Origin of the sequence: Paraburkholderia sp. Ac-20342, from assembly GCF_017104985.1 — a bacterium.
In the GTDB taxonomy this organism is placed as follows: domain Bacteria; phylum Pseudomonadota; class Gammaproteobacteria; order Burkholderiales; family Burkholderiaceae; genus Paraburkholderia.
In genome coordinates, this window is sequence record NZ_JAAGPQ010000032.1 from 59,753 (window position 1) to 83,568 (window position 23,816).

General features: G+C 62.9%; 23 protein-coding genes. 17 read left to right on the forward strand and 6 right to left on the reverse strand.

Features of this window, described 5'->3' with window-relative positions; translation table 11 throughout:
* Positions 1-2 precede the first annotated feature (2 nt).
* The gene (locus tag G3N58_RS15395) at positions 3-347 is read right to left on the reverse strand and encodes a hypothetical protein (RefSeq protein WP_167038570.1); all 345 of its coding nucleotides are present in this window, start codon (positions 345-347) and stop codon (positions 3-5) included.
* An 87-nt stretch (positions 348-434) separates the two neighbouring features.
* The gene (gene lexA, locus G3N58_RS15400) at positions 435-1,085 is read right to left on the reverse strand and encodes a transcriptional repressor LexA (protein WP_167038568.1); all 651 of its coding nucleotides are present in this window, start codon (positions 1,083-1,085) and stop codon (positions 435-437) included.
* 312 nt (positions 1,086-1,397) lie between these two features.
* On the opposite strand from lexA, the gene G3N58_RS15405 reads away from it, so the two are divergent.
* The 6 genes from G3N58_RS15405 (at position 1,398) to G3N58_RS15430 (ending at position 8,062) form a co-directional block, all read left to right on the forward strand.
* A complete protein-coding gene (locus G3N58_RS15405) occupies positions 1,398-2,444 on the forward strand; it encodes a sulfate ABC transporter substrate-binding protein (RefSeq protein ID WP_167285176.1) in 1,047 nt (348 codons plus the stop codon).
* A 139-nt stretch (positions 2,445-2,583) separates the two neighbouring features.
* Entirely contained in the window at positions 2,584-3,543 is a 960-nt protein-coding gene (cysT, locus tag G3N58_RS15410; protein ID WP_240158753.1) for a sulfate ABC transporter permease subunit CysT, read from the forward strand.
* Complete coding sequence (gene cysW, locus G3N58_RS15415; protein WP_241017121.1) at positions 3,540-4,700, forward strand: sulfate ABC transporter permease subunit CysW; 1,161 nt, start codon at positions 3,540-3,542, stop codon at positions 4,698-4,700. Before cysT ends, cysW begins: the two co-directional genes overlap by 4 nt.
* Positions 4,701-5,759: a sulfate ABC transporter ATP-binding protein gene (locus G3N58_RS15420; protein ID WP_205989978.1), complete on the forward strand. Its 1,059-nt coding sequence runs from the start codon at positions 4,701-4,703 to the stop codon at positions 5,757-5,759. It begins immediately after the preceding gene.
* Between the two features lie 153 nt (positions 5,760-5,912).
* Positions 5,913-6,839 carry a CysB family HTH-type transcriptional regulator gene (locus G3N58_RS15425; protein WP_167038562.1) on the forward strand — a complete coding sequence of 309 codons (927 nt, stop codon included), beginning with the start codon at positions 5,913-5,915 and terminating at the stop codon, positions 6,837-6,839.
* 179 nt (positions 6,840-7,018) lie between these two features.
* Entirely contained in the window at positions 7,019-8,062 is a 1,044-nt protein-coding gene (locus G3N58_RS15430; RefSeq protein WP_205999560.1) for an asparaginase, read from the forward strand.
* A gap of 542 nt (positions 8,063-8,604) precedes the next feature.
* Here G3N58_RS15430 and G3N58_RS15435 read toward each other — a convergent pair.
* Together G3N58_RS15435 and hyi are read right to left on the reverse strand one after the other, a co-directional pair.
* The gene (locus G3N58_RS15435; RefSeq protein WP_205989977.1) at positions 8,605-9,516 is read right to left on the reverse strand and encodes a 2-hydroxy-3-oxopropionate reductase; all 912 of its coding nucleotides are present in this window, start codon (positions 9,514-9,516) and stop codon (positions 8,605-8,607) included.
* A gap of 75 nt (positions 9,517-9,591) precedes the next feature.
* A complete protein-coding gene (hyi, locus tag G3N58_RS15440; RefSeq protein ID WP_205999561.1) occupies positions 9,592-10,401 on the reverse strand; it encodes a hydroxypyruvate isomerase in 810 nt (269 codons plus the stop codon).
* An 81-nt stretch (positions 10,402-10,482) separates the two neighbouring features.
* Here hyi and G3N58_RS34505 point away from each other — a divergent pair, with 81 nt between their 5' ends.
* Positions 10,483-10,605, forward strand: coding sequence for a hypothetical protein (locus G3N58_RS34505; RefSeq protein ID WP_277396974.1), 123 nt, complete (start codon positions 10,483-10,485; stop codon positions 10,603-10,605).
* Here G3N58_RS34505 and gcl read toward each other — a convergent pair.
* Positions 10,589-12,364, reverse strand: coding sequence for a glyoxylate carboligase (gcl, locus tag G3N58_RS15445; RefSeq protein ID WP_167038555.1), 1,776 nt, complete (start codon positions 12,362-12,364; stop codon positions 10,589-10,591). The two genes, G3N58_RS34505 and gcl, sit on opposite strands and share 17 nt — an antisense overlap.
* A 213-nt stretch (positions 12,365-12,577) precedes the next feature.
* On the opposite strand from gcl, the gene G3N58_RS15450 reads away from it, so the two are divergent.
* From G3N58_RS15450 to G3N58_RS15495, 10 genes are all read left to right on the forward strand, one after another.
* Positions 12,578-13,492, forward strand: a complete 915-nt coding sequence (locus G3N58_RS15450) for a substrate binding domain-containing protein (protein WP_205999562.1) — start codon at positions 12,578-12,580, stop codon at positions 13,490-13,492.
* A gap of 341 nt (positions 13,493-13,833) precedes the next feature.
* Entirely contained in the window at positions 13,834-14,763 is a 930-nt protein-coding gene (locus G3N58_RS15455; protein WP_205999563.1) for an RNA polymerase sigma factor, read from the forward strand.
* Positions 14,753-15,811, forward strand: coding sequence for a zf-HC2 domain-containing protein (locus G3N58_RS15460; protein WP_205989975.1), 1,059 nt, complete (start codon positions 14,753-14,755; stop codon positions 15,809-15,811). Before G3N58_RS15455 ends, G3N58_RS15460 begins: the two co-directional genes overlap by 11 nt.
* Before the next feature lie 339 nt (positions 15,812-16,150).
* On the forward strand, positions 16,151-16,525 hold the full coding sequence (gene rpsF, locus G3N58_RS15465; protein ID WP_167038547.1) for a 30S ribosomal protein S6: 375 nt from the start codon (positions 16,151-16,153) through the stop codon (positions 16,523-16,525).
* A 69-nt stretch (positions 16,526-16,594) separates the two neighbouring features.
* Entirely contained in the window at positions 16,595-16,894 is a 300-nt protein-coding gene (gene priB / locus G3N58_RS15470; RefSeq protein ID WP_167038545.1) for a primosomal replication protein N, read from the forward strand.
* A 2-nt stretch (positions 16,895-16,896) separates the two neighbouring features.
* A complete protein-coding gene (gene rpsR / locus G3N58_RS15475; RefSeq protein WP_167038543.1) occupies positions 16,897-17,172 on the forward strand; it encodes a 30S ribosomal protein S18 in 276 nt (91 codons plus the stop codon).
* Between the two features lie 27 nt (positions 17,173-17,199).
* Positions 17,200-17,652: a 50S ribosomal protein L9 gene (gene rplI / locus G3N58_RS15480; RefSeq protein ID WP_167038541.1), complete on the forward strand. Its 453-nt coding sequence runs from the start codon at positions 17,200-17,202 to the stop codon at positions 17,650-17,652.
* Positions 17,653-17,806: 154 nt separating this feature from the next.
* Entirely contained in the window at positions 17,807-19,195 is a 1,389-nt protein-coding gene (locus G3N58_RS15485) for a replicative DNA helicase (protein ID WP_167038539.1), read from the forward strand.
* 462 nt (positions 19,196-19,657) lie between these two features.
* The gene (locus G3N58_RS15490; protein WP_167285186.1) at positions 19,658-20,176 is read left to right on the forward strand and encodes a DUF2778 domain-containing protein; all 519 of its coding nucleotides are present in this window, start codon (positions 19,658-19,660) and stop codon (positions 20,174-20,176) included.
* Positions 20,177-20,602: 426 nt separating this feature from the next.
* A complete protein-coding gene (locus tag G3N58_RS15495) occupies positions 20,603-20,989 on the forward strand; it encodes a hypothetical protein (RefSeq protein WP_205999564.1) in 387 nt (128 codons plus the stop codon).
* A 4-nt stretch (positions 20,990-20,993) separates the two neighbouring features.
* Here the strand turns inward: G3N58_RS15495 and G3N58_RS15500 are convergent, their stop codons facing one another.
* The gene (locus tag G3N58_RS15500) at positions 20,994-22,775 is read right to left on the reverse strand and encodes a DEAD/DEAH box helicase family protein (protein WP_167284888.1); all 1,782 of its coding nucleotides are present in this window, start codon (positions 22,773-22,775) and stop codon (positions 20,994-20,996) included.
* Positions 22,776-23,816: the final 1,041 nt, after the last annotated feature.

Genomic DNA, 23,816 nt, shown 5'->3' on the forward strand with positions numbered 1-23,816 from the left:
GCTCAGGACTCGAACACCGCGCCGTGCATATTGGCTTCGTCGGCTATGCAGCGATCGATCATACGGCATACGGCCTCGATCGTGCCGACCATGATTAATCGCGATGGCCCATGATAGACGCGCACCGGCGCGCGACGCGATGGCTCGGCCGTATTCAAGCCCGAATTCAGCGAGACGCGCGCGAATGCCGGCAACGACGACGGCAAGCCGGAGCTTGAAGCGGGCTCGTCGAACAGCGACGGCGTGTGCTCAGCGGGCGCTTCGATCAGTGGGCAGGGCGTGAGCTTGCGCAGATGGCGCAGACGGCCGAACTGGCGAAAAGGCAGCAGACGGGCAAGACGTTCCATGAGTCTCTCCAGGCGATGCGAGGTAAATGCAGCTTGGGTTGGACAAACCGGCGCGAGCGGTCCTGGCGGTACGGACGTACCAGCCAATCAGAACTCGCTCGGGCGGATCAGCCCTACGGCGATCCCTTCCAGCGCGAAATCCGCGCTGCCGGTTGCCACGAAGATGTTTTCGTAATCGGGGTTTTCCGCGATCAACTCAATGCCGTTCGAGCGGCGCTTCAGGCGCTTGACCGTGACGTCGTCTCCGAGCCGGGCAATGATGATCTGGCCGTCCTTCGCTTCGCTGCGCTTTTGCACCGCGAGCAGGTCGCCGTCGAGAATGCCCGCGTCGCGCATCGACAGGCCGCGCACCTTCAGCAGGTAGTCGGGCTTGCTCGAGAACAGCGCCGGGTCGCATGCGTAGTGCTGCGAGATATGTTCCTGCGCGAGGATCGGGCTACCCGCCGCGACCCGGCCGATGAGCGGCAGCGACAACTGCATGAGCCCCGCGTGCGGCAGCGTGAACTGGTGCGGCGCATCATCCTGCCCGGACAGCAGGCGGATGCCGCGCGAGGCGCCGGCCGCGAGCTCGATCACGCCCTTGCGGGCCAGCGCGCGCAGATGTTCTTCCGCCGAATTGGCTGAGCTGAAACCCAGTTCGGCCGCGATTTCGGCGCGGGTGGGCGGAAAGCCGGTGCGTTCGATCGCGCGGCGGATCAGATCGAAAACCTGCTGCTGTCGTGCGGTGAGTTTTGTCATGGCCACTGTATGTATGAACAGGTGACTGTATTTTTATACAGTATTCGGCGCATTTCAAGCTTTACTTTAAGTTCTCGAAACGGGGGACGTTCCGGCGTCGCTTTGGGGCGTCATCGCGGCTGTTTGGTCGTTACAGCGCCGCGCCCGTCTGTCGTTACCACTTTTGCGTATTAAAAAATGAAGAAACATTATTTTTAATGATGAAAGCGCTTCGATAGACTGGCTTCCGGGTTGGCGCTCATGTGCACGTGACCGCGACGCAAAACAACAGCAGATTCGCCAAGGCGGATCATCACGCGGAGAAAAGTTGACATGAACCATCGGCAGACGGGGCTTACGGGCAGGACGAAACGATTCATCGCGGCATTGGCCGTCGGCGCGGCGGGCGCGCTCGGCATGTTCGGCGCGAGCGGGGCGGCGCATGCCGACACGACGCTGCTCAATGTGTCCTACGACCCGACGCGCGAGCTGTATCAGGACATCAATCAGGCCTTCGGCAAGGAATGGAAGGCGAAGACCGGCGAGACGGTCAATTTCAGGCAGTCGCATGGCGGCTCCGGCGCACAGGCGCGCTCGGTGCTCGACGGCCTGCAGGCCGACGTCGTGACACTGGCGCTCGCTTACGACATCGACGCGCTCGCGAACAAGGGCCTCGTCGACAAAAACTGGCAGAAGCGCCTGCCCGACAATGCCTCGCCCTACACGTCGACGATCGTGTTCCTCGTGCGCAAGGGCAACCCGAAGCACATCAAGGACTGGGACGATCTCGTCAAGCCGGGCGTGTCGATCGTCACGCCGAATCCGAAAACCTCGGGCGGCGCGCGCTGGAACTACCTCGCCGCGTGGGCGTACGCCGAGCACCTGCCGGGCGGCAACGCGCAGACGGCGAAGGCGTTCGTCGGCAAGCTCTATAAAAACGCGGGCGTGCTCGATTCGGGCGCGCGCGGCGCGACCACGAGCTTCGTGCAGCGCGGGATCGGCGACGTGCTGATCGCCTGGGAAAACGAGGCGTTCCTGTCGCTGAAGGAATTCGGCCCGGACAAGTTCGAGATCGTCGTGCCGTCGGCGAGCATTCTTGCCGAGCCGCCGGTCGCGGTGGTCGACAAGGTCGTCGACAGGCATGGCACGCGCAAGCTCGCCGAGGCCTATCTGAACTTCCTCTATAGCGAAGAGGGCCAGGAGATCGGCGCGCGCAACTTCTATCGTCCGCGTTCGAACAAGGTGCCAGCCGAGCTGACCGCGAGGTTTCCGAAGCTGAAGCTCTACACGGTGGACGATTCGTTCGGCGGCTGGGCTAACGCGCAGAAGACCCATTTCGCGGACGGCGGCGTGTTCGATTCGATCTATCAGCCGCAGTAACAGCGGTTGCCGCCGCGCCTGAAAACGAGCGCGGCGGCAATGCCGCATCAGGCAGCATAAGACGACATAAGGCAACGCGCGGCGCGGCGGCGCGCGGGCCATCCGCCGCGCGAGCATCAACCCTGAACGAGTATCCAGCATGACCACGTTGACCTTTCGCAAGCCGAGCGCATTGCCCGGCTTCGGCCTGACACTCGGCATCACGGTGGCGTATTTGAGCCTCGTGGTGCTGATTCCGTTGGCATCGACGTTTCTGAAGACCTCGACGCTCGACTGGGACCAGTTCGTGCGCGCGGTCACCTCGCCGCGCGTGCTCGCGTCGTATCGGCTGACGTTCTTCTCGGCGCTCGGCGGCGCGCTCATCAACGCGGCGTTCGGCTTTCTCGTCGCGTGGGTGCTGGTGCGCTACACGTTTCCGTTCAAGCGCATCGTCGATGCGGTCGTCGATCTGCCGTTCGCGCTGCCGACCTCGGTGGCCGGCATTTCGCTCGCGGCGGTGTATGCGGGCAACGGCTGGATCGGCCAGTTTCTCGTGCCGCTCGGCATCAGGATCGCGTTCACGCCGGCCGGCGTGCTGGTCGCGCTGACGTTCATCGGCCTGCCGTTCGTGGTGCGCACGGTGCAGCCGGTGCTGGAGGAGTTCGAACGCGAGCAGGAAGAGGCGGCCGCCTGCCTCGGCGCGTCGCGCTGGCTCACGTTTCGCCGCGTCGTGCTGCCGGCCGTGTTGCCGGCGCTGCTGACCGGCTTCGCGCTCGCCTTTGCGCGCGCGCTCGGCGAATACGGCTCGGTGATCTTCATCGCCGGCAACGTGCCGATGAAATCGGAGATCACGTCGCTGCTCATCATCACGAAGCTCGAACAGTACGACTACGCGGGCGCGACCGCGCTCGCGGTCGTGATGCTGATCGTGTCGTTCCTGATGCTGCTGTTCATCAATACGTTGCAGTGGTATTTGCAGCGGCGCACGAGCCGCGGCGGCGCGGGGCCCGTGCCGCAGGGGCCGGCGGGCGGCGCCGTGAGCAACGCGGCGAGCGGCGCCACTGGCACAGCAACGAGCCATGCAGCGCGGGTCGCGGCAGTCGGCGGAGGTGCGCAATGAGCGGCCGTTCTACGAACCCGGGCAACCACGCGAACGGTGCCAGCGAAGTGCAGGGCGCAAATTCCACGCGGGCCCGCGCCAGTGCGTCGCTTGACACCTCGCTTGACACCTCGCTTGGCACCTCGCCTGATACGTTACTCAACACGTCGCCCGGCGTGCCGCGCCGGCCCGATCCGGTCAGCGAGCCGCCGGCGGTGCGCTGGCTGCTGACCGGCATCGCGCTGCTGTTTCTCGCGCTGTTCCTCGTCGTGCCGCTTGTCGCCGTGTTCTATCAGGCGCTCGCCAAGGGGCTGCGCTTTTACTTCGCGTCGCTCGCCGATCCCGATGCGCTCTCGGCCATCAAGCTGACGCTGCTGACCGCCGCGATCGCCGTGCCGCTCAATCTCGGGTTCGGTCTCGCGGCGTCGTGGTGTATCGCGAAGTTCGAGTTTCGCGGCAAGGCGCTGCTGACCACGCTGATCGATCTGCCGTTCTCGGTCTCGCCGGTGATCTCGGGTTTGATCTACGTGCTGATGTTCGGCGCGCAGGGCTGGTTCGGCCCATGGCTCGAAGACCACGACGTGCAGATCATCTTCGCGGTGCCGGGCATCGTGCTCGCGACGATCTTCGTGACGTTCCCGTTCGTCGCGCGCGAACTGATTCCGCTGATGCAGGCGCAAGGCAACGACGAGGAAGAAGCCGCACACGTGCTCGGCGCCTCGGGCTGGCAGATTTTCCGCCGCGTCACGCTGCCGAACATCAAATGGGGCCTGCTGTACGGCGTGATTCTCTGCAACGCGCGCGCGATGGGCGAGTTCGGCGCGGTGTCGGTGGTGTCGGGCCATATTCGCGGACAGACCGACACGATGCCGCTGCACGTCGAAATTCTCTACAACGAGTACAACTTCTCGGCAGCATTCGCCGTGGCGTCGCTGCTGGCGCTGCTCGCGCTCGTCACGCTCGGGCTCAAGCTGCTGGCCGAGCGCCATATGTCGGCGGAGCTGTCGGCCGCGCGCGAGGTGCCCGCGTATGCGGGGCCGGCGCCGGTGCCGTTGTCCACGGACACGAGCACGGGCACGGGCACGCGGCCGGCCGGTGCGCCGTCCGCGCCTCATTCGTTTTTCGCCAACGCAACGCCTGCGTCGCAGCCACACCCGCTCAAGCAAGGAGAGCTGTAAATGGGTATCACCGTTCGTCACCTGCACAAGCGCTTCGGCGATTTCGTCGCGCTCGACAATGTCTCGCTCGACTTTCCGCCGGGCGAACTGGTCGCGCTGCTCGGGCCGTCGGGGTGCGGCAAGACCACGCTGCTGCGCGTGATCGCCGGTCTCGAATACGCGGACGCCGGCCAGGTCGTGCTGCAAGGTCAGGACGTCGCGGCGGTTGGCGCGCGCGAGCGTGAAGTCGGCTTCGTGTTCCAGCATTACGCGCTGTTCCGTCACATGACGGTGTTCGAGAACGTCGCGTTCGGTCTGCGCGTGAAGCCGCGCAAGGAGCGGCCTGCCGAGAGCGTGATTCGCGAGAAGGTGCATGAGCTGCTCAGGCTCGTGCAGCTCGACTGGCTCGCGCAGCGTTATCCGTCGGAACTGTCGGGCGGGCAGCGGCAGCGTATCGCGCTCGCGCGTGCGCTCGCCGTGGAGCCGAAGGTGCTGCTGCTCGACGAGCCGTTCGGCGCGCTCGACGCGAAGGTGCGCAAGGAGTTGCGCAGCTGGCTGCGGCGTCTGCACGACGATCTGCATATCTCGACGATCTTCGTCACGCACGACCAGGAAGAAGCGCTCGAAGTGGCCGACCGCATCGTCGTGCTCGATCGCGGCCACGTCGAGCAGGTGGGCAGCCCGCAGGACGTCTACGATCATCCGCAGACGCCGTTCGTCTACGAGTTTCTCGGCGCGGCGAACCGTCTGCATGGCAACGTCGACGCACAGGGCTTCGTGGTCGATGGCGCGGCTTTGCCGGTCGCGATCGCGGCCGGTTTCAGCGGGCCGGCGTTCGCCTACGTGCGGCCGCACGATCTGCAACTGTATCCGCAGACGGCGGGGCATCGCGAGGGTATCGTGGTGGACGTGCAGCGCGTCGTGACGCTTGGCGGTTCGGTGCGCGTCGAACTCGCGGGCCGCGAGGGCAATCTGCTCGAAGCGGAACTCGATCGCGAGACGTGGCGCGATCTGCAACTGGCGGTCGGCGATGGCGTGACCGCGGTGCCGCGCGCGTTGCGCGTGTTTCCCGCGCAGTGAGAGGGGGGCGCCGCCGCGCGGCGCGCATGACAGGAGAGCAACGTATCGGCCGGACCCGGCGGTTGCGCCGGGTGAGTGGCTTCAAAGCGGTGACTGCAAATCGGCTTCAATAACTCAACATAACTCAACTCTGGCTGAACCGGAGACACATCGATGAATTTCCAGCAATTGCGCTTCGTGCGCGAGGCCGTGCGGCAGAACATGAACCTGACCGAGGTTGCGAACGTGCTGTACACGTCGCAGTCGGGCGTGTCGAAACAGATCAAGGATCTCGAGGACGAACTCGGCGTCGACATCTTCATCCGCCGCGGCAAGCGGCTCACGGGCCTGACCGAGCCGGGCAAGGCCGTGCATCAGCTGATCGAGCGGATGCTGCTCGACGCGGAGAATCTGCGCCGCGTGGCGCGTCAGTACGCGGATCAGGACAGCGGCCATCTGGTCGTGGCGACCACCCACACGCAGGCGCGCTACGCGCTGCCGAAGGTGGTCCGGCAGTTCACCTCGGTGTTCCCGAAGGTGCATCTGGCGCTGCGCCAGGGCAGCCCGCAGCAGATCGCGCAGATGATTATCAACGGCGAGGCCGACATCGGCATCTCGACCGAAGCGCTCGACCGCTTCCCCGACATCGTCACGTTCCCGTGCTATTCGTGGCATCACGTGGTGGTCGTGCCGAAGGGGCATCCGCTCGTGGGCCGCGAAAATCTGACGCTCGACGAGATCGCCGAATTCCCGATCGTCACCTACGACCAGGACTTCACGGGCCGCTCGCATATCGACCAGGCGTTCGCGAAAGCGGGTGCGTTGCCCGACGTCGTGCTGACCGCGATCGACGCCGACGTGATCAAGACCTACGTCGAACTCGGCATGGGCATCGGCGTGGTCGCGGCGATGGCCTACGATCCGAAACGCGACACCGAACTCGTCGCGCTCGACACGCAGCATCTGTTCGAGGCCAGCACGACGCGCGTCGGCTTGCGCAAGGGCGCGTTTTTGCGCGCCTACGCGTACCGGCTGATCGAAATGTTCGCGCCGCAGTTGAGCGAGGCCGATATCGCGGCGCAGTTGCGCGAGGCGGTGTGAGCGGGCGATGAGGGCGCCGGGTCCTCGCGGCCGGGGTGCGTCTTCGCGGCGCCCGCGTGATGTCTTCATGATGCCCATCGCGTGATGCCCTCACGACACCCGCACGCGCCGCTCAAGCCTTGCGGGCTCCCGGTTTTCCATACATGGCGGCGGCTGGCGCATCGCTTACAATCGCCGCCATGAATACTTCCACTTCCTTTTCGCCGGTTTCTCCCGGCCACGGCGCGGCGCCGTCGCTGCCGCGCATCGCCGTGCTCGCGACCGGCGGCACGATCGCCGGCGCGGCCGCGGATGCGGCCAATACCTCGGGCTATCAGGCGGGCGTCGTCGGCGTCGAGCAGTTGCTCGCGGCAGTGCCGGCGTTGTCCGCGGTCGCGCGGATCGCACCCGAGCAGATCGCCAGCGTCGACAGCAAGGACATGGCGCTACCGCTATGGAGCACGCTGGCGCAACGCATCGACACGCTGCTCGCGAGCGAGGACGTCGACGGCGTCGTGGTCACGCACGGCACCGATACGCTCGAAGAAACCGCCTACCTGCTGCATCTGACCGTCAAGTCGGACAAGCCCGTCGTGCTGACCGCGGCGATGCGGCCGGCCTCGGCGTTGTCGGCTGATGGTCCGCTGAATCTGCTGAATGCCGTGACGGTGGCCGGGCATGCGTCGGCGCGCGGGCAGGGCGTGCTGGTGGCGTTCAACAACCGCATTCATAGTGCGCGCGACGTCGTCAAGACGAGCACCTATGCGGTCGACGCGTTCCAGTCGCCGGAGATCGGCGCGCTGGGCTGGGTGCAGGACGGCCGCGTCGAATTTCAGCGCGGCGTGGTGCGCGCGCATACGCTCGCGAGCGAATTCGCGAGCGGCGCGCAGTGGCCGCATGTGGAGATCGTCGCGAGCTATGCGGGCGTCTCGCGGCTTGCCGTCGATGCGCTCGTCGCGGCCGGTGTGCGCGGCATCGTCGTGGCGGGCACGGGCAATGGCTCGATCCATCAGACGCTGCAGCAGGCGCTGGCCGAGGCGGTGACGCGCGGCGTCGCGGTGGTGCGCGCGTCGCGCGTCGGCTCGGGCCACGTGATGCGCAACGGCGCGGCCGCCGACGACGCGCTCGGTTTCGTCAGCGCAGGTTCGCTGAATCCGTACAAGGCGCGGGTGCTGCTGATGCTGGCGCTGGGCGCGGGCCATACGGCGCCGGCCGCGCTGCAGAAGGTGTTCGATACGTATTGATTGACGGCCCGGCGGTGTGAGCCGATGCGAGCCGGTGAGCGCCGATCAGGCGTCGGATCGGCAACGCGCGCCGCCTGCAGCGATGTGACGACGGTTCCAGCGGATGGCCGCTCGACCCGAAGTAGAGTCCAGGATTGTGATTCCTGTCGTCAACGCGGCGTTTGGCAGAGCGCGGGAAACCCGCTCAAAGAATCGCCACGACAACCGATCCGACAGCCGGACACCCGACGACGACGTCTGACCGACCAAGGCTTCCCCGCCTTCGCCGGGTGCCGCTGCGGACCCCACTTGCCGCTCTCAGCCCAGAGCGGCACGATTTGCCCGTTGCGCCGCGCGGACAGCCGAAGCTGCCGCGCGACCAACAGGCGCCCCACCTGTGCTTGCCGGGACGCCGCCCGCCGATGCCGGGCCGCGGGCCATGGCGGCGGGCCGAAGTCGGCCGCGATTGGTAACCGTCGTCGGCAACCGGCAATAGCCACGAATAGCCGGCAATAAATAGCCAGCAACAACCGCCGGCAAGCTCAACCGCGAAAACCGGAACCTCAGGCCGCCTTCGCTTCCTCACCGCCCGGCGCCTGCGCGACCTCATGGTTCGCCATGATTTCGAGGGCGCGCACCATCGCCGAGTGATCCCACGCCTTGCCGCCGTTCGCCGCGCACACGCTGAACAGTTGCTGCGCGCTCGCGGTATGCGGCAGCGCGATACCGAGCTTGCGCGCGCCGTCGAGCGCGAGGTTCAGGTCCTTCTGATGCAGCTCGATGCGAAAGCCCGGGTTGAAGGTGCGCTTCGTCATGCGCTCGCCGTGCACTTCGAGAATCCGCGACGACGCGAAGCCGCCCATCAGCGCGCGGCGCACGCGTTCCGGATCGGCGCCCGAGCGCGACGCGAACAGCAGCGCTTCGGCCACCGCCTCGATGTTCAGCGCGACGATGATCTGGTTCGCGACCTTGCAGGTCTGGCCCGCGCCGTTCTCGCCGATCAGCGAGATGTTCCTGCCCATCAGCTCGAACAGCGGTTTCGCCAGCGCAAAGGCTTGCTCGGGACCGCCGACCATGATCGTCAGCGTCGCGTCGCGCGCGCCGATTTCGCCGCCGGATACCGGCGCGTCGAGATAGTCGGCACCGAGCGCGTTGATCTTCTTCGCGAATACCTGCGTGTCGAGCGGCGAGATCGAGCTCATGTCGATCACGAGCTTGCCTCGCGTGAGGCCGGCGGCGACGCCGTCGTCGGCGAACAGCACGTTGGCGACGTCGGGCGTGTCCGGCACCATGATGATGACGATGTCGGCGGCCTGCGCGACGGCGGTCGAACTGGCGGCCACGCTGGCCGTTTTCGCGATGTCGTCTGGCACCGGATACGCGCCGTTCACGAACAGCGAGTGGCCGCCCTTGATGAGGTTGCGCGCCATGTGCGCGCCCATGATGCCGAGGCCGATGAAACCGATCTTTGCCATGTGTCTGAATCTCCAGGGTGATAGGGAGGCGTGCGTCAGGCCGCTTCAGGGGACCATGAGGAAACCGAAGCAGGCTCAGGCCGCCGCGTGCGCCGCGCCGCGCGATTGACCGGCCACGCTGTGCAGCCAGCCGAGGCCGGCCTCGGTCGTCGCACGCGGCTTGTATTCGCAGCCGACATAACCGTCGTAGCCGAGCGAGTCGAGCCGCGCGAACAGATACGGGTAGTTGATTTCGCCGCTGCCCGGTTCGTGCCGCCCGGGGTTGTCGGCAAGCTGGATGTGCGCGATCTGCGCGAGGTTCTTTTCGATCGTCGCGGCGAGTTCGCCTTCCATCCGTTGCATGTGATAGATGTCGTATTGCAGGAACAGATTGTCCGAGCCGACCTCGCGAATCACGTCGAGCCCGTCGCGCGAACGGTTCAGCGCGAAGCCCGGAATGTCGTACGAGTTGCACGGCTCGACGAGCAGGCGGATGCCGGCTTTCTTCAGTTCGGCCGCGGCAAAGCGCAGGTTCCCGACGATCGTCGCGCGCGCGGTGTCGGCATCGATGCCCGCGCCCGGAATGCCGACGAGGCAGTTCAGTTGCGGCACCTTCAATGCGCTGGCGTACTCGATCGCGCGGTTGACGCCTTCCCGAAACTCGCCGACCCGATCCGGCAGGCACGCGATGCCGCGTTCGCCGGCGTCCCAGTTGCCCGCGGGCAGGTTGTGCAGCACGAGCTTCAGGCGGTTCTGCTGCAGACGGTCGCTCAAATCGGCGATCGAATACGGATACGGAAACAGGAATTCGACGGCATGAAAGCCGGCGTTGGCCGCGGCCGCGAAACGGTCGAGGAACGGCACTTCGTTGAACAGCATCGTCAGATTCGCTGCAAATTTCGGCATGGTGCGTGTGTCTCTCTGGTCGGTCAGGGCGGTCAGGGGAATCGCGCGCGCGGTTCTCGCGCGGCGAGGGCGGGGCGTTTCATGCGAACGACCCCGGTCCTCGCGCGCGGCATGCATCGCGTGCGCTACAGCTACGGCGGTGACGGCGGCCGCCGCGAGCGCGGCCGGCTCAAACTCAGGCCCGGTCTCAGTCCAGCAGGCTGATCGCGGTCGGTGCGTCCTCGTGCCTTTCGGCCAGTTCCTCGAACTCGTTGATCGCGTCGATCTCGGTGCCCATCGAGATATTGGTCACGCGTTCGAGAATCACTTCGACGATCACCGGCACGTTGAACTCGCCGAGCATCGACTGCGCCTTCTCCAGCGCCGGTTTCAGCTCTTCGGGCTTGAACACGCGAATCGCCTTGCAGCCGAGACCTTCGGCCACCGCCACGTGATCGACGCCATAGCCGTTCGTCTCCGGCGAATTGATGTTCTCGAAGCCGAGCTGCACGCAGTAGTCCATCTCGAAGGCGCGCTGCGCCTGGCGGATCAGTCCGAGGTACGAGTTGTTCACGACCACATGCACGTACGGCAGCTTGAATTGCGCGCCGGCCGCGAGTTCCTCGATCATGAACTGGAAGTCGTAGTCGCCCGAGAGCGCGACGATCGGCCGTTGCGGATCGGCCGCGCGCACGCCGAGCGCCGCCGGAATCGTCCAGCCGAGCGGGCCGGCCTGGCCGCAGTTGATCCAGTTGCGCGCCTTGTAGACGTGCAGGAATTGCGCCGCGGCGATCTGCGACAAACCGATCGTACTCACGTAGCAGGTATCGCGGCCGAACACCTGGTTCATCTCTTCGTAGACGCGCTGCGGCTTCATCGGCACGTTGTCGAAGTGCGTCTTGCGCAGCATCGTGCGCTTGCGCTCCTGGCAATCGGCAACCCATGCGCTGCGGTCCTTGAGCTTGCCCGCGGCCTTCCACTCGCCCGCCACGTCGACGAACAGTTCGAGCGCGGCCTTCGCGTCCGAGACGATGCCGAGATCGGGGCCGAACACGCGGCCGATCTGCGTCGGTTCGATATCGACGTGCACGAACTTGCGGCCCTTCGTATAGACGTCGACGCTGCCGGTGTGGCGGTTGGCCCAGCGGTTGCCGATGCCGAGCACGAAGTCGGAGGCGAGCATCGTCGCGTTGCCGTAGCGGTGCGAGGTCTGCAGACCGACCATGCCGGCCATCAGCGGATGGTCGTCGGGAATCGCGCCCCACGACATCAGCGTCGGGATCACCGGCACGCCGACCGTTTCGGCGAACTTCACGAGCAGGTCTTCGGCCACGGCGTTCAGCACGCCGCCGCCCGAGACGATCAGCGGCTTGTCGGCCTCGTTGAGCAGCGCGAGCGCGGCTTCGATCTGTTTTCTCGTCGCCTTCGGCTTGTAGACAGGCAGCGGTTCGTACGTGTCGATGTCGAATTCGATTTCGGCGAGCTGCACGTCGATCGGCAGATCGACCAGCACCGGGCCCGGACGGCCCGAGCGCATCAGATGGAACGCCTGCTGGAACACGCGCGGCACCAGCGCCGGCTCGCGCACGGTCACGGCCCACTTGGTGACGGGCTTGGCAATCGATTCGATATCGACCGCCTGGAAGTCTTCCTTGTAGAGACGCGCGCGCGGCGCCTGGCCTGTGATAGCCAGAATAGGAATCGAGTCGGCCTGGGCGGAGTACAAACCGGTGATCATGTCGGTGCCAGCAGGCCCCGAGGTGCCGATGCACACGCCGATGTTGCCCGGCCGAGCGCGCGTGTAGCCTTCGGCCATGTGCGAGGCGCCCTCGACGTGGCGCGCAAGCACGTGGCTGATGCCGCCGGCTTTGCGCATCGCCGAGTAGAACGGGTTGATCGCGGCGCCCGGCACGCCGAACGCGGTATCGATACCTTCTTTTTCGAGCACCAGCACGGCGGCGTCGACGGCTCTCATTTTGGCCATGAATGTCTCCTCAATGTCTGGAAATGGGCAAACCAAAGTCTGTTGAGATGCACTTTAGGCCTGACCTAAAGGTTTGATAAGATCAGTTCGGGTCGCTTATTTCGAAACAAAAAGTATTGAATGGCGTGAAGCCCGACGGAGGGCCGGCGACAGCCGGCAGCAACCGGGCGGCAGACAGGTGGAAAACGGGTAGGAGACGGGTAGGAGACAGGCATGGACCGCTTCAAACAGATCGAAACCTTCGTGCGCGTCGCCGATGCGGGCAGTCTCGCGGCGGCGGCGCTCGAAGAGGGCGTGTCGCCGGTGATTCTCGGTCGCCGCATCGACGCGCTCGAAAAGCGCCTCGGCGTGAAGCTGATGTACCGCACGACGCGGCGGCTCGTGGTCAGCGAGGACGGCGCCGCGTTTCTCGAACGCTGCCGGGGCCTCCTCAGCGAATGGGATCAGGCCGAAAACGAACTGAGCGCGGGGCGCCGCGCGGTGAACGGCCATCTGATCGTGTCGGCGCCGGCCGCGTTCGGCCGCAAGCACGTCGCGCCGCTCGCGCCGGCGTTTCTCGCCGGCAAGCCCGAGTTGCAGATGTCGTTCAACCTGACCGATCGGGTCGTCGATCTGGTGCGCGAGGGCTACGACCTGTCGATCCGCATCGGTGGCACGGTCGATCCGAATTTCGTCGCGGTGAAGCTCGCCTCGAACCGGCGTGTGGTGTGCGGCACGCCCGAGTATTTCCGCCGTCACGGCAAGCCGAAGACGCTCGAAGACCTGCCGGCCCACAACTGCCTCGCGTTCAATCTGCAAGGCGGGCAGAACCGCGGCTGGTATTTCCGCCGCAACGGCAAGCTCGCGACGGTGCGCGTCGGCGGCACGCTCGATTGCAACGACGGCGAACTGCTGCACCGCTGGGTCTCGGAAGGGCTCGGGCTCGGCTGGCGCTCCACCTGGGAAATCCAGCAGCAGCTCGCGCGCGGCGAACTCGAAACCGTGCTCGACGAGTACGCGCTGCCCGATTACGACATCCTCGCGGTCTATCCGCAGCAGCGCTACGTGCCGGCACGCGTGCGCTATTTCATCGACTACCTGAAGGACGTGTACGCGAGCGAGGACTACTGGAACCGGCCGTTCTATTAGCCTGCCAGCGCGCCGCGCCGATCTTTTTGCGAATTTGTGCCATGGGGCGGGAATAAACTCGGCGTGCGGCGGGTTATGCGATGAAAGGGGCGTCGTGAGGCACGGCGAAGCGCATGCGGCTTTGGCTGTTGCGGGAGCGGCGGGGCGTGGTTTGGTCGCGTGGCCTGGTCGTACGGCTTTGCCGCATGACGCCGCGCGAGCCGTGCGGTTCGGCGCGCAGCGATAAGCGCGCCAGTCGCACCGGAGCGCGCTCCAGCCGAGGCCCGTTCGCGACCCCGGCGCGCCCCTGTCGCACCCCAATCGCACGACCTACGCAGCCGCAATGCCCTTGGAGGGCCCACGTGGTCCAGACCGATCCAGACTCCGCCCGCGCGCGCGGCGCAGCCGATGCCGATGCCGATGCCGATGTCGGCGCCGACACCGATGCCCATACCGTGCGAAGCCGTCGCTTCGAGCAGTTGGCGCTACCGCATCTCGACGCCGCGTACAACCTCGCGCGCTGGCTGTGCGGCAACGCCCACGATGCCGAGGACGTCGTGCAGGAAGCGTTCATGCGCGCGTTCCGTTTTTTCGATACGTTTCGCGGCGATTCCGCACGGCCGTGGCTGCTCGCGATCGTGCGCCGCACCTGGTACACGGAATGGCGGCGGCGTGCGCCGTCGCACGAGATGCTCGAATTCGACGAAACAATGGACGACGCGACTTTCGACGGCTGGAGCGCGGGCGGCGACGATCCGCAAACCCTGCTGATCCGCGACGAGGATACGAGGCAGGTGCATGACGCGCTCGCGCGTCTGCCGGTCGAGTATCGCGAGGTGCTGATTCTGCGCGAACTCGAGGAGATGGGGTATCGCGAGATCGCGCTCGTTGCCGACGTGCCGATCGGCACGGTGATGTCGCGGCTCGCACGCGGCCGGCGCAAGCTAGCCGAGATGTTGAGGGGGGAGCGGGGCGCGGTGCGCAAGGATACGCGGAGTGCGCCGGACACGCGCGAGCCCGCGCGGTGTTCTGAACTCATGGGGGGCGAGCCGGGCAAAGCCGCCGGTTTGACTGCCGATGCGGGAGCGCCGCCGTTCGCAATACCAGACGATCCGCATGCGCAGTCCACGCGCACGGGACGAGACGGCGAGGAGCGCGCCACATCGTTCACGCCGCGCGCGTCGGCTGCCGGCGCGACGGTTGCACAGTTCCGGGCGTTCGTGGACGGCCGGCCCCTCGAGATTCCCGGCACGGCCGCGGACCCAGCTCAGGAGACGCCGGATGAACTGTAACGAAGCACGGCCGCTCCTCGATGCGAATGCCGATCACGAATTGCCGGCGCCCGATGCGCGCCGGGTCCAGCAGCATATCGAGAGCTGCGACGATTGCCGGCGCGCGAGTGAAAACCTGCGCGCGTTGCGGGGAGCGTTGCGCGCGGCGCCGTATCATCGGGCGCCATCGTCGCTGCGGGCGCGGATTGTCGCCGGCTTGCCGGCTGCGCTCGATGAGGGGCGCGGGGTGGCGGATCGGGTTGAGGCTGGGGCGCAGATGGGTGAAGGCATGCCGGCTGACGGGGCGGCTAATGCGCCCAATGCGCCCAATGCGGCGAAGGAACCTCGACGTCGGCGGGGCGTGGCGTGGTGGTCCGCGTGGCTCGATGGGTTGCTCGGTTCCGCCGGCTCAGGTGGTCGAGGCCATACCGGAGGTTGGAGTGGCCCAGGCGGTTCGGGTAGCGCAGACGGCTGGGGCGGCTTCGGTCGTCCCGCCACTGCAGGCGGCGTGAACCGCGTGGCCGTGCGCGGCGGGCTCGTCGCGCTCGCCATTGCGTTGTGTGCGGCCGCGGCGATCCTCACGCTGAATCTGCACCGTCCCGCCGACGCCCAATTCTCGCCGTTCATCGACGAACTCGTGGAAAGCCATGTCCGGGCACAGGTATCGGGCCGCGACATCGACGTGATTTCGACGGACCGGCATACGGTCAAGCCGTGGTTCAACGGTCGGCTCGATTATTCGCCGCCGGTCGAGGATCTCGCCGCGAGCGGTTTTGCGCTCGAAGGCGGCCGCCTCGATTACATCGCGCATCAGCGGGTCGCGGTGCTCGTGTACCGCTATCGCAAGCACGTGATCGACGTGTATGTGTTCCCGCAAGGCGCCGCGCGCGGGGCCGACGGCGCGATGGCTGCGGTGCTCGGCCACGACGGCTATTCGATCGCGCACTGGGACGCGCAAGGCATGACCTGGTGGGCGATCTCCGATGCCGCGCCCGACGCGCTGAGCGGCCTCGAAGCCGCGCTGAAGGCGCGCTTGCAGAGCGGCAGCGAGAGCACGGAGGCCGGTTAGGGGGGCCACGGCGGGGAGACGCAGAAGCCGGCAAAAGAGGGCGCGCCCGGGCGAATTTTGCCGAGGCAAGCGTTCGGTTCTCACCGCGCCGGCCGCCGGCCCCGCCGTCTGCGCAGTGGCGCCTGGCATCGCACCGAGCCACTCCGCCACGATGTTTTTCACCCACGCCTCTCGGTCAACCCTCCTAAGCTCTTGAAAACACTCCCGATTCGCTTGCCGAATCGGCGGAATATCTTGCAACCCGGCCCCATTCTGGTTATACTCTTTGGCTTCTCACTTGCCGCACCGGTTCCGACGCCCGGGCGGCTTCAATCCAAAAGTCAGCACAAGGAGTGTGTAATGCGTCATTACGAAATCGTCTTTATCGTGCATCCCGATCAAAGCGAGCAGGTGCCCGCCATGATCGAGCGTTACAAGGGCACGATCACGTCGCACGGTGGTCAGGTCCACCGCGTCGAAGACTGGGGCCGTCGTCAACTGGCCTACATGATCGAGAAACTCGCGAAGGCTCACTACGTCTGCATGAACATCGAATGCGACCAGACCACGCTCGACGAGCTGGAACACGCGTTCAAGTTCAACGACGCCGTTCTGCGTCACCTTATCGTCAAGATGAAGAAGGCTGAAACCAGCCCGTCGCCGATGATGAAGGAAGTGCAGCGCGAAGAAGCCAAGAAGTCGGCAGCCGCTCAGCCGACCGAAGCGCAGGCTTAAGACACACTATTTAAGCTACCAGACCCCAGCGTCGCTGTCGCTCACGTACACGAAGGCATACCCAGGTACATGAACCGGCTGCAACTCACGGCGAGCGTCGTCGAACGCGAACCGGTGCGGTATACCCCCGCCGGCGTTCCGATTGCCAGCTGCACGTTGCATCACCGCACGGAAGTCGTCGAAGCGGGCATTGCCCGCCAGGTCGAACTGACCATGCAGGCGGTGGCCGCGGGCGAAGCGAGCGGTCAGCTCGAAAGCTGCCAGATGGGCGTGGAAACGCTCTTCACCGGCTTTCTGGCCAAGAAGCACCGCAACGCAAGAACTCTGGTATTTCATATCACAGCATTGCAGGACATTGGAAAGGACTAATCATGCCCCGCCCGACTGGTAAGAAATTCGACAAGCGTCGTCAGCAACAGAACCCGCTCTTCAAGCGCAAGAAGTTCTGCCGTTTCACGGCTGCTGGCGTCGAAAACATCGACTACAAAGACATCGAAACGCTGAAGGACTTCATCGGCGAAAACGGCAAGATCACGCCGGCGCGTCTCACGGGTACCAAGGCTCACTATCAACGCCAGCTGGACACGGCTATCAAGCGCGCGCGTTTCCTCGCGCTGATGCCGTACACCGACCAGCACAAGGCCTAACCCGACGACGCGATAAGGAGCATCCGAATGCAAATCATTCTTCTGGAAAAAGTCGTCAATCTGGGCAACCTCGGCGACATCGTGAAGGTCAAGGACGGTTACGCACGTAACTTCCTGATCCCGAACAAGAAAGCCCGTCGTGCAACGAAGGAAGCGCTGGCCGAATTCGAAGTGCGTCGAGCGGAACTCGAAAAGATCGCCGCTGAAAAGCTGGCTGCCGCTCAGGCTCAAGGCGAGAAGCTGGCTGGCTCGACGGTTCAGATCAATCAGAAGGCTGGTGTCGACGGCCGTCTGTTCGGTTCGGTGACCAACGCCGACGTGGCCGAAGCACTGGCCAAGCAAGGCTTCGCAGTGGAAAAGGCGCAAGTGCGTCTGCCGGAAGGCCCGCTGAAGATGGTTGGCGAGCACGCTGTCCAGGTTTCGCTGCACACCGACGTTCTCGTCGATGTGACGGTGGCCGTGATCGGCGAGCACGTCTAAGCATCATGTAGGATCAGCCAGGACGTTGCTGGCGAAAAGCAGGGGCCGGGTGACCGGCCCCTGCTTTTTTTATGCCGGTTTTTATACCGGCTCTTTCCGTTCCGTCTGTTTTTCCGCTCGCCGCAACCGGCGGATTGCCCGATAATTCCACCCCATGAACGCACCGTCGAAAGATCCCCAACTCGAGTCGCTGAAAGTCCCGCCGCATTCGATCGAGGCCGAGCAATCGGTGCTGGGCGGGCTGCTGCTCGATAACGCGGCGTGGGACCGCATCGCCGACTTCCTCGCGCAAAGCGACTTCTACCGCTACGACCACCGCATCATCTTCGAACATATCGGCAAGCTGATCGCGGCCACGCGTCCGGCCGACGTGATTACCGTGTACGAAGCGCTCGGCACCTCGGGCAAGGCGGAGGAGGTCGGCGGTCTCGCCTATCTGAACGCGCTCGCGCAGAACACACCGAGCGCGGCCAATATTCGCCGCTATGCGGAAATCGTGCGCGATCGCGCGGTGCTGCGCCGGCTCGTGTCGGTTGCTGACGAAATCTCCGCCGACGCGTTCAACCCGCAAGGCAAGGAAGTCCGGCAACTGCTGGACGAAGCCGAATCGAAGGTGTTTTCGATCGCCGAAGACGGCGCGCGCGGCACGCAGGGCTTCCTCGAAATCGGGCCGTTGCTGACTGAAGTGGTCGAGCGGATCGACACGCTCTATCACACCGCCAATCCGAGCGACGTGACCGGCACGCCAACCGGCTTCGTCGATCTGGACCGCATGACTTCGGGCATGCACGGCGGCGAATTGATCATCGTCGCGGGTCGTCCGTCGATGGGTAAGACGGCGTTTTCGATGAACATCGGCGAATACGTCGCCGTGGAGTACGGGCTGCCGGTCGCGGTGTTCTCGATGGAAATGCCGGGCACGCAGCTCACGATGCGTATGCTCGGCTCGGTTGGCCGACTCGACCAGCACCGCATGCGAACCGGGCGTCTGACCGACGAGGATTGGCCGAAGCTCACGCACGCGGTGCAGAAAATGAGCGAGGCGCAGATTTTCATCGACGAAACCGGCGGCCTGAACCCGATGGAGCTGCGCTCGCGCGCGCGCCGGCTTTCGCGCCAGTGCGGCAAGCTCGGCCTCATCATCATCGACTATTTGCAGTTGATGAGCGGCTCGTCGTCCGGCGAAAACCGGGCGACCGAAATCTCGGAAATCTCGCGTTCGCTGAAGAGCCTCGCGAAAGAACTCGACGTACCCGTGATCGCCTTGTCGCAGCTGAACCGCGGTCTCGAACAGCGCCCGAACAAGCGGCCGATCATGTCGGACCTGCGTGAATCGGGCGCTATCGAACAGGACGCGGACGTGATCCTGTTCATTTACCGCGACGAGGTGTACAACCCCGACAGCCCCGACAAGGGCACCGCGGAGATCATCATCGGCAAGCAGCGTAACGGTCCGATCGGTCCCGTTCGGCTCACGTTCCACGGTCAATACACGAAATTCGACAATTTTGCCGGTGCGCAGAATTTCTACGGCGGCGAGTGACGCGCACCCGGCGCCGTTGTTGTAACGGCGCCGTCATAAAGTGCGGCATTGGTGACACAACGGTACAATATGGCGGTTTTATGTCAGCCATTACATGACCAATTTTCGGGGTCCCAATGTTCGGTCGTTTCATGCCTACCGAGGGCAAATGAGCCGAAAAAAGAACGCGTTGTAGGAAGCTACAGCGCGTTTTTTCATTTCTAAGACCTTGAAAAGTCTAAGAAAGTGGCGAAAAGTGAAATAGAATCGCTCCTATTGCGTTTTTCTGTTTTCCGTACTTTTCCATGCTGGCCTGGTATCCTGCTGCTTCTACAAGGCAATCGGACAATTCTGAAAAGTAGCGGGCCACAGAAAAGCCTCTAACCCCACACAGATCGACAGCACGGATTAAGAATCGTCTGATTGCCCGCTGCCCGTCCTTGCCGCTACCGTGGGCGTTTCACCAACGGGAATAGTTGAATAATGGCTCTTACTGGCAAGTTTGTAGTAGATAACCAGGAAATGTGTAAGCTCGATATTATTGGGATCGGCACCTTTAGAGCATATTCTGGAAACAAGCAATACATGAATCGCGGCGGCTGTACGGATGTTCCAAAGAACGGACCGATTCCGGTCGGCAAGTATTGGATCGTAGATCGTCCCAAGGGCGGATTCAGATCGCAGGCGTGGACTACATTAAAAGATGTCGCTGTATCCTCGATATGGACACCTGTAGACCATCGCGAATGGTTCGGGCTCTATCGCGATGATGGTGCGATTGATGACGTGACGTGGGTAAATGGTGTAGAGAGGGGGAATTTCCGATTGCATCCGGCAGGTGGGTTAGGTGTTTCGCTCGGATGCATTACTATGCCAAGCCATGTCGATTTTTCGATTATTCGGAGTGCCTTGCTACGTACCGAAACTATCCCCCTCCGTAATTCAGGGCTTCATGCATATGGAACAATTGAGGTAGTGACCTATGGCAACACTTGCCCGTAGGCTTTTCAAGGTTGCTCTATTCTGCGTGCTGTTCCGCATCTCATTGGCCTACGTTCACCCGCCCCCACCGACTGAAAGCGATAGGGTTGCATGGTTGAACGCGGCAAATCAGCTTGGAATTAGCGACCCCGACGACCTATTCGTACCACTTCTCTTAATAGTCAATCTGTTCGTTGCCGCATTGCTCTATATGGCGATCATGAAGCTATGGCGGTGGTATCGCTCGAAATAGAGCCGCGTTATGCAAAAGCCCGCATTGTGCGGGCTTCGTCATTTACAGATGCGTGAAGAGCTTTCGACAGGCTCGAAGGAAGTCAACGATCCAGCCGGGTTCGCGTCGCTGACGCTCGAAGAACTTCCGAGCGGAAATCCGCCACTCTTTGAACAGTTCCTTCGCGATTGTCCACGCGATAATCAAGCAAATGAATGGACAAAGGCTCTGAGCGCTACTGGCGCAAGCGTGAGCGCGACACAATCCGAAGAATTAAAGGGGCCATGATAGGCGAAGGAATTTTTCGCAATGACGGCAACGGTTCCGAAATTCTTGATGCATACATAGCGCCACATGTGGGATTCCTTGATCCCGTGTCCTGTGGCACACCAAATAGAGAATCGGGTATCCAGGCTCGATTCTGGGATAGCGAAGAAATGATTGCGATACCGGCTTATACGCGGTCAATGGAAGCTGCGTTGAGTCTCTGGCTTCCTGATCCTGGCCGGATAACACAAGCATTCGAGCGGCCCATTGAATGCTGTTTCTTCGGTCTGTGCGACCGTCTTGGCTTCGATCCTGAGAGGCTATCGGTCTACTGAACCCCTACGCGGCTTCGTCCAACACGTTGTCACGTCGCGCGATCAATTCATCTAGGGTTGCCTGCCATTTGTCGATATCGGCCTGAGCCTTCGCGCGGGCTTCGTCTGTAATGGCCTTCTTGAGAGAGGATCGCGCCTGACTTCTGCGAACCTGGGCGATATGGATTTCCTTGTTGATCGGCTTCGCAAGGTAGCGATGCTTCGCGTCAAGCCCGTCTTCAGCCTTTTCGATAGACACGGCGCGTGAGTGAGCCCAATAGGTGAAGGAACCAAGCTCTTTCATCGGCTTCGTATCGATGACCGGGTAATCTTGCATCCGCGCTTTGATCCGTTCGGCCAGACCGACAGTCGGGACGATGGCAATCATCGGGGTATCGACAGCGCGATTTCGAATGATGCCGCGTCCGATAGATTGAATCGCCTTGTCGGTGCAGTAGTCTTCATGACTGTCATAGCCGGACGATTCCAGAAGGATATTCAGCATCCGGGAAACGATAGGGTCGGGATTGACTGCGGCGTGAAACGCTACGGCGGTGCATTCCTGGAAGTCGTTTCGGCCTTCGACCATACCCAGACCCAGCGTATCGAACCCTGCAAGCTTTTCTTCTCGCTTCGCGTCTTCGTTCAGGATCAGCAATCCGCTTTCCGGCAGGCCGAGCGAGTTCCACCAGGTTTGCGCAACGTCTTCTGTTGCTTTGAGCAGCCATCCGATCAGATCGAGGTTGCAGCCCATTTCGTCCATCTGTTCCAGGAACTTCTGTTCCAACGGCTTCATAAGCGTATTGAAGGCGATAGGATCGCGCTTGAATGCCACAAGGTCACGAAGGCGCGCCGTGCCGATATGCGCCGCTTCCATGCGGTCCTTGAACTGCGTCAGGCAATCAACCGGGACAGCTACGCCAGATTGCGCCTGGTACTTCGAAGGCATCGATTTCGTATCGAGCAGGGGAACAAGCGTCAATGCGCTGTAACGGCGCTCGATGGCGACATTCGCGGCGGACGAACCACCAGGCAACCACGCATCCATAAAGGAAGCCGTCCGGTTCAGCGGGTCATATCCTTCATGTTTGAACAGGTGATACATTTGCGACGTGGTGAAGTCGGCGGACATAACGAAGACTTCCCGGAACCCGGTGAAGGGCTTCGACGGCAACGAAACGGTCACAAGCTGGGGCCGCGCACTGGTTCCGACCTGGACGCAATAGCATTTGACGCGTCCCTTAGTCGCCTTCTTGTGCAGCGCTTCAAGCTCTTTCACACGCACGCGGGCAGGTTTCGTAAGGTCCCGCGGAATCATTTGGCGGATCGAGTCGCTCACGGCCACGGTTTCAAACAAGTCTTCGAACGCTTCCTTACCGCCGTGCGCGAGGTCAACGCGCGTGGGCGGTTCAACCCATTTACGCGATTCGTCAAAGAAGACTGTCGTATCAGCAAACTTCGGGCTGTCGCGCAATTCCAGGAAGGCCGCGTGCGTGAGGAAGAGCACGCTTCCATGCAGGAACGGGCGCGCGAATTGATCGCTACCCGCAAGCATCCCATCAATCTTGTCCGCTACCGAGCGGGAAGACACGCCCCCGCTAACCGCCATGAAAAGCCGGTCTGGGCCGGGAAGCAGCTTCAGAAGGTTGGCGTAACTCTGACGCAGCAGGTCAACGGTTGGCGCGCAGTAGAAGATATATCCAACGTCTTCGTCATTCATGCCGCGCTTCACATGGTCCGCGATGTAGTTCAGTGCGGCGGTGGTCTTGCCAGTGCCAGGCGGCACAGATATATAGTTCAGGTTCATTTTTGAGTTTCCAGATTTCCGGTACGATCTATTTACGGGGCGTTTAGGAATTTTTGGAATCGCCCGCAAAATAAAATTGACGGAATCTTGGTAACTTAAAGAAAGAACCGACGCTTCTATAAGAGCACGATTTTTCAATTCCTAAACGCCGTGGCGGAAGGTCTGGAAAAACGCCGTGGCAATCTGGATTCGGCGTCTGGTGGTCGGACGGATTCCCGGATTTAAAAATTCCGTAGATTGCTCTATATAGAACGCTATTCCTAAAAGTCTGGAAAGTTGTACTTCTCTGTTTCGGTGACTGGAAATCTGAGAAACCATCTGGGAACCAGACGGGAAACTATCCCTACGGACAACCCCTGCTTTGGTTCGCGAAGCGCCGCAGGCGCGAGGGAACCAAGGGGTTACACGAAGTGAAACCCTAATAAGCCAGCAATCCGATACCCAGACGGATTCCTGGAAGGGTGTCATTGCCCGTAATTGAAAGCAGCACGCGCCTTGGTGCTTCGCACACTGCGGCGCGTAATGCTTTCGGCTTAAGCTCGCTTCGCTCGCTCTGAGCACTAAGGATAAGGAAAGAGAGCCGTCTGGGGCTGTGGTAGTCGTGTCGCTGCGCTCCACGCCTACGACTGCCCAGCCTTGCCTAGACTGTTCCGTGTACCTGCTACGCAGGAAACGGGAACGAAGCGCCCAGACGGTCTTAGGCTCGGTGCCCTGGGGGTTTGGGGGCGAAGCACCCACATATGAGAATGCATCGGGACGGCCACGGCGTTTTTGTTACCGGCGCACCAAAAAGAAAAAAGCCCCACTCAGGATTCGATTCCTGGCGGGGCTTTTTGTCGTTTGCACGTCCGGCAATGGCGGGCATCCGCGCTGCTTTTTTTGGTACTCGCTTGCGTTTGCTTCCTGCTATTATTTAGTCGAGCCTGAACAATCCTCGAAGCCTTATGGTGCAAGGCTTTGCGCTCTGAATGGGGTTGAGGGAATTGCAGGAAGCAGGCATATTAACGCGTAATTCCTGCATTTTTTGACGAGGTGCGGATG